The sequence below is a fragment of the Chitinophaga sp. YR573 genome (genome assembly GCF_900110995.1).
In the GTDB taxonomy this organism is placed as follows: Bacteria; Bacteroidota; Bacteroidia; order Chitinophagales; family Chitinophagaceae; genus Chitinophaga.
Genome location: NZ_FOJF01000001.1, coordinates 2,350,550 through 2,362,570 on the forward strand (window position 1 = coordinate 2,350,550; position 12,021 = coordinate 2,362,570).

General features: G+C 42.7%; 10 protein-coding genes. 4 read left to right on the top strand and 6 right to left on the bottom strand.

Translation table 11 applies throughout. From position 1 onward, the window contains the following. Window positions 1–9 precede the first annotated feature (9 nt). From BMW86_RS09790 to BMW86_RS09800, 3 genes are read left to right on the top strand one after another with little or no spacing between them, the layout of a single operon-like run. Window positions 10–1,869 (top strand): chloride channel protein, encoded by a 1,860-nt coding sequence (locus BMW86_RS09790; RefSeq protein WP_089781316.1) that lies wholly within the window; start codon window positions 10–12, stop codon window positions 1,867–1,869. 8 nt (window positions 1,870–1,877) lie between these two features. Continuing rightward, the gene (locus BMW86_RS09795; RefSeq protein ID WP_089781317.1) at window positions 1,878–2,426 is read left to right on the top strand and encodes a glutathione-regulated potassium-efflux system oxidoreductase KefF; all 549 of its coding nucleotides are present in this window, start codon (window positions 1,878–1,880) and stop codon (window positions 2,424–2,426) included. 10 nt (window positions 2,427–2,436) lie between these two features. Next, window positions 2,437–4,311, top strand: coding sequence for a monovalent cation:proton antiporter-2 (CPA2) family protein (locus tag BMW86_RS09800; RefSeq protein WP_089781319.1), 1,875 nt, complete (start codon window positions 2,437–2,439; stop codon window positions 4,309–4,311). On the opposite strand, the gene BMW86_RS09805 is transcribed toward BMW86_RS09800, so the two are convergent. The 6 genes from BMW86_RS09805 to BMW86_RS09830 all read right to left on the bottom strand — a co-directional run bounded on the left by BMW86_RS09805 (window position 4,312) and on the right by BMW86_RS09830 (window position 10,280). Continuing rightward, the gene (locus BMW86_RS09805) at window positions 4,312–4,530 is read right to left on the bottom strand and encodes a hypothetical protein (protein WP_089781321.1); all 219 of its coding nucleotides are present in this window, start codon (window positions 4,528–4,530) and stop codon (window positions 4,312–4,314) included. Between the two features lie 35 nt (window positions 4,531–4,565). Then, complete coding sequence (locus BMW86_RS09810) at window positions 4,566–4,799, bottom strand: hypothetical protein (RefSeq protein WP_089781323.1); 234 nt, start codon at window positions 4,797–4,799, stop codon at window positions 4,566–4,568. 596 nt (window positions 4,800–5,395) lie between these two features. Then, window positions 5,396–6,979, bottom strand: a complete 1,584-nt coding sequence (locus tag BMW86_RS09815; protein WP_089781325.1) for a DHA2 family efflux MFS transporter permease subunit — start codon at window positions 6,977–6,979, stop codon at window positions 5,396–5,398. Window positions 6,980–7,116: 137 nt separating this feature from the next. Continuing rightward, a complete protein-coding gene (locus tag BMW86_RS09820) occupies window positions 7,117–8,247 on the bottom strand; it encodes an HlyD family secretion protein (RefSeq protein WP_089781327.1) in 1,131 nt (376 codons plus the stop codon). A 55-nt stretch (window positions 8,248–8,302) separates the two neighbouring features. Next, window positions 8,303–9,667, bottom strand: coding sequence for a TolC family protein (locus BMW86_RS09825; RefSeq protein WP_089781329.1), 1,365 nt, complete (start codon window positions 9,665–9,667; stop codon window positions 8,303–8,305). Next, window positions 9,657–10,280, bottom strand: a complete 624-nt coding sequence (locus BMW86_RS09830; protein ID WP_089781331.1) for a TetR/AcrR family transcriptional regulator — start codon at window positions 10,278–10,280, stop codon at window positions 9,657–9,659. The genes BMW86_RS09825 and BMW86_RS09830 overlap by 11 nt, the downstream gene beginning before the upstream one ends. A 771-nt stretch (window positions 10,281–11,051) precedes the next feature. On the opposite strand from BMW86_RS09830, the gene BMW86_RS09835 reads away from it, so the two are divergent. Further along, complete coding sequence (locus BMW86_RS09835; protein WP_089781333.1) at window positions 11,052–11,963, top strand: carbohydrate kinase family protein; 912 nt, start codon at window positions 11,052–11,054, stop codon at window positions 11,961–11,963. Window positions 11,964–12,021: the final 58 nt, after the last annotated feature.

The window sequence follows — 12,021 nt, forward strand, 5'->3', positions numbered from 1 at the left end:
GATAAGCAAATGAGCCATTTTAAAACAATAAAGAAATATCACAGTTTTTTCAGATTCAAGAGAGATTTTGAAAGATATAGTCTGAAGCGCGCCAGAAGCTATGAGATCATTATTCACTGGTTGCATAAGAAAATGAGCAGGAATCAGTTCCTGATCCTATCCGGTATTATTGTAGGTTGTGCGGCAGGACTGGCAGGTGTTGTGCTGAAAATGCTGGTGCACTATATCCATTACTTTATTACATACAAAGTCCACTTTAGCACACAGATAATATTTTACGCTTTATTCCCCTTCCTCGGTATTGTATTGACTACCCTGGTAGTTTTATTATTCTTTAAAGGGCAATCCCGTAAAGGGATTCCGGCGATCTTATACGAGATCGCTCAAAACTCCAGCCTGATTCCACAGGTAAAGATGTACTCCCAGGTATTGCAAAGCGCTATCACGGTAGGATTAGGTGGTTCCGCAGGGTTGGAAAGTCCTATTGCTGTAACCGGTGCTGCCATTGGATCCAATTATGCACGCAACTACCGGATGGGATACAAAGAACGCACGCTGTTACTCGCAGCCGGCGCCACTGCCGGTATTGCCGCTGCTTTTAACGCTCCTATAGCTGGCGTGATGTTCGCTTTCGAGATCCTGCTCACCGGTGTAGTGTTCTCTGATTTTATGCCACTCATCCTGGCCTCTGTATGCGGCAGCTTGTTATCTAAGATCATTTTACAGGAAGAGGCTTTGTTTCATTTTGAATCAAGACAACCTTTCAATTATTATAATGTTCCCTTCTATATAGTACTGGGGCTGTTATGCGCCCTCTATGCCCGTTACTTTGTAGTAGTATCACAACGTATAGAACATTTCTTTGCAAAGCTGCAATGGCATGCCCTTAAAAAAGCACTATTTGGGGGATTGATCGTTTCTTTTCTATGTGTATTATTACCACCCTTTTTCGGTGAGGGGTATTCAAGTGTGAAACTACTGGCTGTAGGAGATTCCAGCAATATTATACAGAACAGTTTCTTTCGTTACCTGCCCACACAAAGCTGGATGGTACTGGTATTCACCGGTTGCATCTGCCTGCTGAAAGTGTTTGCTACTGCGTTTACTATTCATAGTGGAGGTAATGGTGGTAACTTTGCCCCCTCTCTGTTTGCAGGTGGTTTTCTTGGTTACTTCTTTTCCATGGTATGCGTGGCTCTGGGCTTTGAACATGTTCCGCTCACCAACCTTGTGATAGTAGGAATGGCTGGCGTAATGAGTGGTGTAATGTATGCACCGCTTACCGCAATATTCCTCATTGCAGAATCCAGTTCCGGTTACGACCTCTTTATTCCGCTAATGATTGTAGCCACCATTTCATTCCTGGTTGCTAAATGGTTTTCTCCCACTCCTCCGGACCTTCAACACCTGGTAAATGAGGGGAAGATCTTTACCCGTGCTCATGATAAAAACATCTTATCCCTGTTGAAGATAGAAGACTTTGTAGAAACAGAGTTTCAAAAGATAAATAATACTGCTACACTGCGTACCTTAATAGAACTGGTAAAACAGGGTAGCCGGGACTTCATTGGAGTAGTGAACACAGAGGGGCGTCTGGACGGGCTGATATCACTGGATGATATCCGTCCTATTATGTTCAATCCTGCGCTCTATGACACAACGATGGTGAAACAGCTGATGAAGCCACCAGCAGCAGTGATTTATCTGAATGATAATGTAGCAAATGTTATCCGCCGCTTTGATGACACACATGCGTGGTACCTGCCTGTTATCAATGACAAAAAACTGGTGGGCTTCGTATCAAAATCAAGTATCCTTAACCAGTACAGGCTTTTGTTGCAGGAATACTCAGAAGACACACAAAATTAAGAACGACTGTGACTAAAATTCTTATACTATTTGCGCATCCTGCGCTTGAAAAATCCAGGGTACAGGCCGCGTTACTCCCTGCCATAAAAGGCATGCAGGGCATTACCCTGCACGATTTATATGAAGTATATCCAGATCTCAATATAGATGTCAGGCATGAACAATCTTTGCTCCTGCAACATGACATTATCTTATTCCAGCATCCTTTTTACTGGTACAGCGCACCCGCTATTGTCAAACAATGGCAGGACCTTGTACTGGAACACGGATGGGCATATGGCAGCACCGGTACAGCATTGCGGGGCAAACGGATTGGCAATGTTATCACTACCGGCGGACAGGAATCATCCTATGACAAGGAAGGCTGGAACCACCATACCGTAGAGGATTTCCTGCTGCCATTCAAACAAACGGCAACCCTCTGCAATATGCAGTACATGCCGCCGTATATTATTTACGGGACTCACCGTATTACACCATCACTCATCCAGGAAGAAGTCGTCGCTTACAGGCAGATGCTGGAAGAACTGAGAGATGGAAAATCCCTGACCCAATAAATTATACGCTATGGAACATTCTTACTTTTTTATAACAATGATATATCTGGCTGCAGCGGTCATCTTTATACCGTTAGCCAGGAAACTGGGATTAGGTTCCGTACTGGGATACCTGCTGGCAGGTATGGTCATCGGGCCGTCCATGCTGGGGTTCATAGGACAGGAAGGACAGGACATTATGCACTTCGCGGAATTTGGTGTAGTGATGATGCTGTTCCTCATCGGTCTTGAACTGGAACCGGCGCTGCTATGGAATATGCGTGCCCCCATCCTCGGATTGGGCGGATTGCAGGTACTGATTACCACTGCTGTGATCACGGGCGGGGCTTTATTACTCGGCCAGCCGCTGAATGCTTCGCTGGCGCTGGGAATGACACTGTCACTTTCCTCTACGGCCATTGTGCTGCAAAGCCTTAAAGAGAAAGGGACTCTCTCTTCTTCCGCCGGGCAAAGTGCCTTCTCCGTATTACTGTTCCAGGATATCGCCGTGATTCCCATGCTGGCTATCTTCCCGCTGCTGGCAGGTGCCAGCTCCACGCACAAAGACGGGCATACACTCCGCGATAACCTGCCCGCATGGGGACAAACGCTCGTTGTGCTGGGAGCGGTAGTCGTGATCATTGTGGCCGGCCGTTACCTGATAAAACCATTACTACGTATAGTTGCCCGTGCCCGTGTGCGTGAACTGTTCACCGCTTTTGCCTTACTGCTGGTAGTCTCCATTTCAGTGCTGATGTCGCTGGTAGGTTTAAGCCCTGCATTAGGCGCATTCCTGGGGGGCGTGGTACTGGCGAATAGTGAGTACCGCCACGAACTGGAAAGCGACGTAGAGCCTTTTAAAGGGCTATTACTGGGCCTGTTCTTTATGGCAGTAGGTGCGTCTATAGATTTCAAACTGGTATTATCCATGCCCTGGGTGATCGTAGGACTGGTAGCTGCACTGATGACATTAAAGACTATCATTTTATTAACGCTGGGTAAAGTGTTCCGTATCAGTACAGAACAGAATCTTTTATTCGGAGTGGCTTTGTCACAGGTAGGAGAGTTTGCCTTTGTGTTATTATCCTTTACAAATCAATACAACATACTGCCGGAAGCTACTGTGAGTATTATGACGGCCGTAGTGGCCATCAGTATGGCGCTTACTCCATTGCTCATGATGCTGTATGAAAAAGTAATACAGCCACGCTTTAACGTAGCAGACAGGAATACCCGTCAGCCGGACGAAATACATTTACAGGAAAAACACCCGGTTATCATTGCCGGCTTTGGCCGCTTTGGAAATATCGCAGGCAGGTTCCTTCGCGTAAACGGTATCAAGGCAACCATACTGGACCTGGATTCTGACCGTGTGGACGCCTTACGGAACTTAGGTGAAAAAGTATATTACGGAGACGCCTCCCGTCATGATCTGCTGGAAGCCGCCGGAGCATCAGATGCGAAAATAATTATCGTTGCCATGGACACAGTAGAGCAGACACTGGAAGTGGTAAAAGTAGTACGCAAACATTTCCCTCATCTGCAAATGCTGGTGAAGGCAGAAAATATTCCGGATACTTATGAACTGATGGACCTGGGTGTATTACACATCTATCGGGAAACGCTTGATACATCTTTACGTATGGGCGCCGATGCACTGAATATGCTGGGCATCAGGGCTTATCATGCACATCGTATAGCCAGTACATTCCGTAAGCAGGAAGACAAGGCACTGAAGGGGCTTTCTGCTATCAGGAACGATAAGAAATTATATATAAATACGGTGAAGGAACGTATAGAAGAACTGGAAAAACTGATGGCGAATGATAAGGTTACACGCTGGAATTCTCCCGCACAGGGCTGGGATGAAAGTTCACTGATCAATGAAGCGAACGAGGATCAGTAATTACTGATCCTGATTTACGGCTTCCACAATCCTGCGGGCAATTTCTTCCAGCAGGCCTGGTTCCATATTCGGCATATGAGAATGAATATTACCAATAGCACGGAGATACCCTTCTTCATCTTCTTCGAAGGTAATCTCATGCTGTTCTACAGTCACTTTGAAAGTAGCTTTGTACTGTTGTAAATGTGGATGTACCTCAAGGATATGAGGCTTGTCCATGTATTCAAACTTTAATATAAAATTCTCCACCTTTCTTATTTTAATTGCGCATCAACACTCCTGTTCTTCATTTTCACCTTTTCTTCTCTTGATAACTGATGAATGAATAAAAGTGAAAAATAAGCAATTGCGCTGATGATAAGAATATATCCGATGAAACCAAGTGTATGGAATACACGGAACCACGCCCAGTCATTGGTGACAGCGTATTGTGCTAAGATGGCGAATAACGTACCGATGGTTGCAAATGCAAAAGCAATTCTCTTCATAAAGAGTAAATTTTGGGATTCTTCCTTTTATTATAAAATTGATCTGTCCTATCTATTAAAATCGTTGGTTAATTCTAATGCTGATTATTGGGGGCAAACCTGATGCCATGACAATATAGGTAAGACAAAGGTACTATCCATGCTCATTTCTTCGCAGATATTTTTCCACATTTGAAGGAAATACATCTCAATGTGTATAAATCCTTAAACATGAATATTTTGCACATAATTGTTACTTTATCAATATTTATACTTGATATTATAATCAAAATATATTATAATTGTGCAAGTTTACGATCATTGTAAATGACAAGATTAGACTTATATCTAAAGTATATTATTAGCCTTATCAGGATGATAAAGTAGATATTAACATTCCTGCTCCCTTACTTCTCTCTCAGCAGAAATAATCACTTTCCGCATAATACAATTAAAGTAAAATTAAACACACCGAAACAATGAAACGGCCAGCCCTGTCGCGGGAGGGCCCTTTTTCTTTTGCCTTATACCTATGAAAAAAGCCGGAATAAGATTATTCCGGCTCATTACCTAAACCTACAACTGTTACACTGTTAGTAACATATCTTTAATATCTTTTAGTGCATAGCACTTGCGTCTAATTTTCCTTTTTGCTTATTACTCTTTACCAGCAGCATTAATGGTATACAGATAAGGAACAATACTCCCAGATAAAGGAACACTTCCATATAAGACATTACCACTGCCTGTTTGCCGATGCTATAGTCCATTGCCTTGTAAGCAGTTCCGAGTGCGGCTTTTGAATCCATACCCTTACTCATAAAACCATTGGCCATACCATTTATGCGGTTCATCACATCAGGATTATTCGTATCCAGTTTGCTTACCAGATCTGAGCGATGAGACTCATTACGGCGTGCTATAAATGTGGTAATCAATGCCACACCAAAAGAACCACCTAACTGCCGCATCATACCCGTAAAGGCCGCACCTTGTCCTATCTGTTGACCTTTGAGTGTAGATAATGAGAGCGCTGTAATCGGAATAAACAACATACCCATACCTACCCCACGTACTATCAGCATCCAGAAGAATGCATCAGCGCCTGTATCAGGTGTAATTATTTTATATCCCCAGAAGCTATATACGAAGAACAGTAACATACCGAACGCAATCAGGTATGGCTGCGGCACTCCTTTCTCAAGCATCTTACCAATAATAGGCATCATAAATGCTGTGGTAAGCGCCGCGGGAATCATCAGCATACCGGATTGTGTTGCTGTCCAGCCTAATGTACTTTGTGTATACAGCGGAATAATAAATGTAGATCCATATAAACCGAAACCCAGTAAGAAAGACAGTAGTGTACCCACTCTCAGGTTTCCGTTTTTCATTACCCTTAATTCTACTATCGGGTTTTTATATACCAGTTCTCTCCAGATGAAGAAGAAGAAAGCAAGTACTGCTGTAACCGTTAATAGTAATATGGTAATATCATTAAACCAGTCATCTTCCTGCCCTCGCTCCAGTACAAATTGCAGGGAACCCACTCCCAATGCCAGGAAAATAATACCAAACCAGTCAATCTCACTGGCAGATTTCTTCTCACCATATTTCGGGCTTCGTACAAATTGCAGTGTAAGAAGGGTTGCAATTACACCAATAGGTATATTGATGTAAAAGATATAAGGCCAGGAGAAGTTATCTACGATATAACCACCTAAAGGGGGGCCTAAGGTTGGACCAATGATTACACCCAAACCATAAATTGCCTGTGCCATACCACGCTTTTCAGGAGGATAGCTTTCTGTAATAATAGTTTGTGATGTTACCAGCAGTGCACCACCGCCAAGTCCCTGTATGAAGCGGAATAACACCAGTTCCCACATAGTGGAAGCGTTACCGCAAAGAAAAGATGAAACGGTGAAGATGATAATGGAAACCGCAAAGTAGTTGCGTCTTCCGAATTGCTGCGCCAGCCAGCTGGTCATTGGCACAATGATCACGTTACCGATAGCGTAAGCGGTGATCACCCATCCGATCTCACTGAGGGTAGCACCCATGTTACCGCGCATATCATTCAATGCAACGTTAACGATGGTGGTATCCACTATTTCAAGTAAGGCGCAAAAAATGGCAGTAATTGTAATGATCACCCTGCGGGCGCCATACTCTACTAATGAATTTTGTTGCAGTTCCATCCCTTTATTCAATTATGTGTGTAAAAATCAGTTGGCGAATGTTCAATTACGAATTACGACGTGCGAAGAATAAATCCAGTCTTAGAGTAGTACCATTCCCGTAATTCGTAATTGATCATTCGTAACCGATCATATTTTTAGTCCAGGTGAACATCTACAACCACGTTCATACCAGGGCGCAGTTGTTTCACTTCCGGCTGCTGATCAACATTCACAAATTCGATCTTCACTGGCAGACGCTGTACAACCTTTACGAAGTTACCAGAAGCATTATCAGGAGGCAGTAAAGCGAAACGTGCGCCGGTTGCAGGAGAGAAAGATGTAATCTTAGCTTTCAGTTCTTTACCCGGGAATGCATCTACGTGTACACCTACTTCCTGACCAAGTTTCATTTTATCCAGCTGGGTTTCCTTAAAGTTGGCAACCACCCAGATATCCTGTGATAATACTATGCTGAATAATGACTGACCAGCCTGTACCAGCTGACCTGGTTGTACATATGTTTTAGATACTTCACCATCTTCAGGTGCTATAATGATTGAGTAGCTCAATGTCAGTTTAGCATTGTCGATTTCAGCCTGGCGTTCTTTGATGACAGCCTTTGCAGCGTTGATCTGTTCTGCAGTAGCACTGCTTTGCGATGTTACAGCAGAAGTCTGGCGGGAAGCCACATTCTTCTGTGTCTGTAATACATCCAGCTGACGTTCTGCGCTCTGTTTAGTAGCCAGTGCCTGCTCGTATTGCTGTTGGGTAATAGAATGATCTTTGATCAGGTTACTGTAACGGTCATAATCCTGATTTGCACGCCATACATTTACTTTAGCAGCTTCGATCTGTGCGCTTACAGTAGCAATGTTTGCTTCTGATGAAGAGATATTTGAATGAGCAGCAGTGCTGTTGGCGGCTGCTACGGCTACGTTAGCCTGTGCTGCTGCCAGAGCGGCTTCTGCCTGTTCCAGTTTTATCTGCAGGTCCCTGTCGTCGAGAATGATGAGGGTATCACCTTTCTTCACTCGCTGGTTATCCTTTACACGTACCTCTTTCACATAACCTGTCACTCTTGGAATAACAGGACTTACATTCGCTTCTACCTGTGCATTGTCCGTTTCTTCATGGTGCTGTGCGTGGATGTATTTGCTGATACCAAAAGTACCGCCACCTATTACCAGGATTGCCAATACAATGATGAACCGATAGTTCTTCTTTTTAGGCGCTTCCTGTGCACTGTTAGTACCTTTATTTGCAGCTGTAGTTGTTTGCGTTTCCATATACTATATATATGATTGTTATCTTTTACTATTATTGAATGCGATTAATTTTTCTCTATTTACCAGATACAAGCGGACCAGATTCATTCAGAAGACCGGCTGTTTCAAGTAATTTGGTATAGGACACCATGGCATCTGCTTTTGCAAAAGCACGGTTCAGTTTAGCCTGTACATTGGCCACGTCAGCTTCCAGCAGATCGGTAGTAGTAGCGAGGTTATTCTCCTGCTTATTTTTTACGATCTTATAATTTTCTTCTGACTGGTCAATCGCTGTCTGATACATATCTATTTTCTTCTGGTTTACCAGGTAATCCTGGTATGCCCTGTTAACAGCTATGTGAATATTATCAGTCAGCATCTCTTCATTTACTCTCACCTGTGCTAACTGCACCTTCGCGTCTGCTACTTTCGAACCATTCTTCCATAAACTGGCAACGTTATATTTTACACCGATACCTGCGTTTACCGCGTTAGTTACGGTTACAAAATTCGGAACGTCCAGGGCAACATAACCACCGGTAAAAGATACGGAAGGATAATAAGCACCCTTAGTGGCTTTAATATTTGCATCTGCTGCTTTTTCACGAAGACCTAACGCTGCTGCATCTTTACGGTTCTGTAAGGCCAGCACTTCCCATTCGGTTACTGCTTTCGCTCCGGCAGGCACCTGCTGATCAAAAGCATTCATATCTATTGCCAGTTCTGTGCTTTCCGGTAAACCCAGTAAAAGGTTCATGCTGATATTAGCCAGCTTCAGGTTACTCTCTGCTTCCAGCAGGGATACTTCTACATTAGAAGCCTGTAACTGTGCTTTTAACAAATCGTTTCTGGCCATGATACCGTTCTTCTCAAGGTTGGAAAAATCGGTTACCCTTTGCTGTTGCTGTTTCAGGTTCTCCTGAACAAGCAATACTGCCTGCTGCGATTTATATAGATTACTGTATGCATCAACTGTATTCTGTATCACAGCTTCCCGGTCTTTGTCCGCGTCCAGTTTAGCGGCTTCTGCCAGGTAACGGGCAGATGCTTTCTCGCTCTGGAGTATAAAACCAGAGAAGATAGGTACTGATACTGTAGCCATTGCATAAGCCACCTGATTTACTTTAGGTGTGGAAGAACTCCCACTGCTGCTATCGCTGCTTGTTTTCAGACTTACATTAGGATTGTTAATTCTTAAATAAGATCCGGAAATACTCATATCTGGTAATTGAGCATTGTTAGCCGTTTTAACAGAAGCAAGTGCTGCATCTATTTTTGCCTGACTCAGTTTTAATTCTTTACTGTTCTGAATACTAAGCGTTATGGCCTCTTTCAGAGAAAGAGTCTTTTTGTCCTGTGCCTGGCTACCGGAATATGGCAATATCAGCAATACGCCTGCCGCCAGAGACCATAAACGCCTGTATGTACTATTAAGCTTCATGGATTAGAATGGCTTTAAACAATTTTTTTAAATAGGTGCTTATATGAATAATTAAATATTCCTGTAACTGCTCGTCCGAAAGATGTTCCAGATTGCTTAGACGCTGAAAATGATGCTTTGTGGACATAATATGATTGGTAGTACCTAAAAGCGTACTCACTACCATTAGAGTATCTACCTCGTTAAATACCCCCTTTTCCTGTCCTTCCTTAATGAACCCATCGATTATCCCGTACACTTCCTTTTTGTTTTCGTGAATCAGTCCATTGACATTTATATCTGTCTGGATCTGCGCACGGATCATCATCAGGTGAAAACAGGGATTACTGATCACCCTCTGCACATATGTTTCAACCAAACGGTCAAAACGAGCCTCAAATGATTGGGTATTATCCTTTAAAAGATCATCCAGTACTAATTTCCATGCATATATGCGTTTAATGAAAATAGCTTCTATCAGTTTCTCCTTAGATCCGAAGTAGTAGGATATCATTGCAATGTTCACATCAGCCTCATGAGCAATATCCCTGACAGAGGTCCCGTGGAACCCCTGAGAAGCAAACAGCTGTTCTGCCGCCTCCAGGATTGATATTTGCTTTTGATTGTATTCCATATGCAATTTGTATTGTGATGCAAAGTTAAACAAACATTTAATTAAATCAAACGACCGTTTAAATATTTCATAAATAAATACCTTTTTAAGCTGATTTTAAGCTCTTTAGATAAATGGACAACCGGGTAGACTATTTGAAAATCAGTGAATTAGGCCAATTTTATGTTAAAGAAAAAAATTTTGAAGTTCTGTCAGACAGGGTTATCTCATAATATTTAAACCTGATATTAGCAAATATCAACATGCTATAAATGCAACTTGAACAAAATGATATTGGCAAAATCACAATGAACAGACTGGAATCATCATATTCCAACTTTCCATTTTACTTTTGATGCAACAATTATTGTTAACCATTTCATACACACAACTATGCTTCTGATAAATCTGACAAAATCAGCCAATACATAATTTGCATATCCATTTGTTTGTAAAAAGGGGCATTCAGATAATGTCCCTTACCGATTTTACATTTTCCGATAATCCAAAGTTGAAATACCGCCAGGAGCGTTTTCCAGCGCTTAGGCCATTCTATTGCATTTAATCAGGCTCATGGTGAGTTATACATACCAGGTCCGGAAACGGAGCTGGTAACAGCCCATAGATTACAATGTTGACCGAGATCCATAAATCCGGGATGCTTTCCAGTACTCCGGTTATTTCTACAGACAAGTAACAAGCTAGATAAAAAAGCACTAACCCGGGATGTTATCCAGCATCCCGGCATTCTTTATCTCATTTAAACTAAATTAGCGTTCAATACATTTACACATGAAACCATATAAAGTTGTCTGTTTTGGAGAATTACTCTGGGATATATTACCAGATAAAACATTACCCGGTGGCGCACCGATGAATGTAGCCTACCACCTTAACAGACTGGCCATAGCTACTACACTGATATCCGGCATTGGAAATGATGATGATGGCAAAAAACTGCTTGATATCCTTAAACAGTATCACCTCAATACTGATTATATTCAAACGGATACTCTGCATGAAACCGGTAAAGTATTTGCAAAGGCAGCAGCCAATAATGAAATGAAATATGACATTGTACAGCCGGTAGCCTGGGATTATATAAAAGTGACACCGGAACAGCAGCAACTGATGCAGCATTCTGATAAAGGATACCTGGTCTTTGGCAGCCTGGCCGCCAGAAATAATGAAACACGAAAGACCATACTCACACTACTCTCCTTAATGGATAGTGATCGCACTTTTGTGCTGGATATAAATCTGCGCCCTCCTCATTATGATAAAAAGATCGTGGGGCTGCTTTTACAACATTGCAACATATTAAAACTAAATGAGTCCGAACTGGAGCTGCTGGGCGAATGGTATCAGCTGCCCGCAAACCTGGAAGAAAGACTAAGAGCATTGAGTAACTTCTTCGTGATTCCTACCATCATTACCACCATGGGAGATAAAGGAGCCGTACTCCTTCAGGATGGTACCTTTTACCGGCATCCTGGTTACCATGTAACAGTAGCAGATACCATTGGCAGCGGAGACGCCTTCCTGGCAGGTTTCTTGTACAGTACCATCCACAAACACGGAGCTGCAAATACCTTATCATTTGCCTGCGCACTGGGAGCCCTGGTGGCCAGCCTTCCTGGTGGCTGTCCGGATTACCAGTTATCTCAAATTGCAGCAGTGATGAATACTACTGTTCAAAATTAGTAGTTCATCAACATTTTCAACCATTCATTGAAAAAATAGAAATATTCGAACCAGCTGT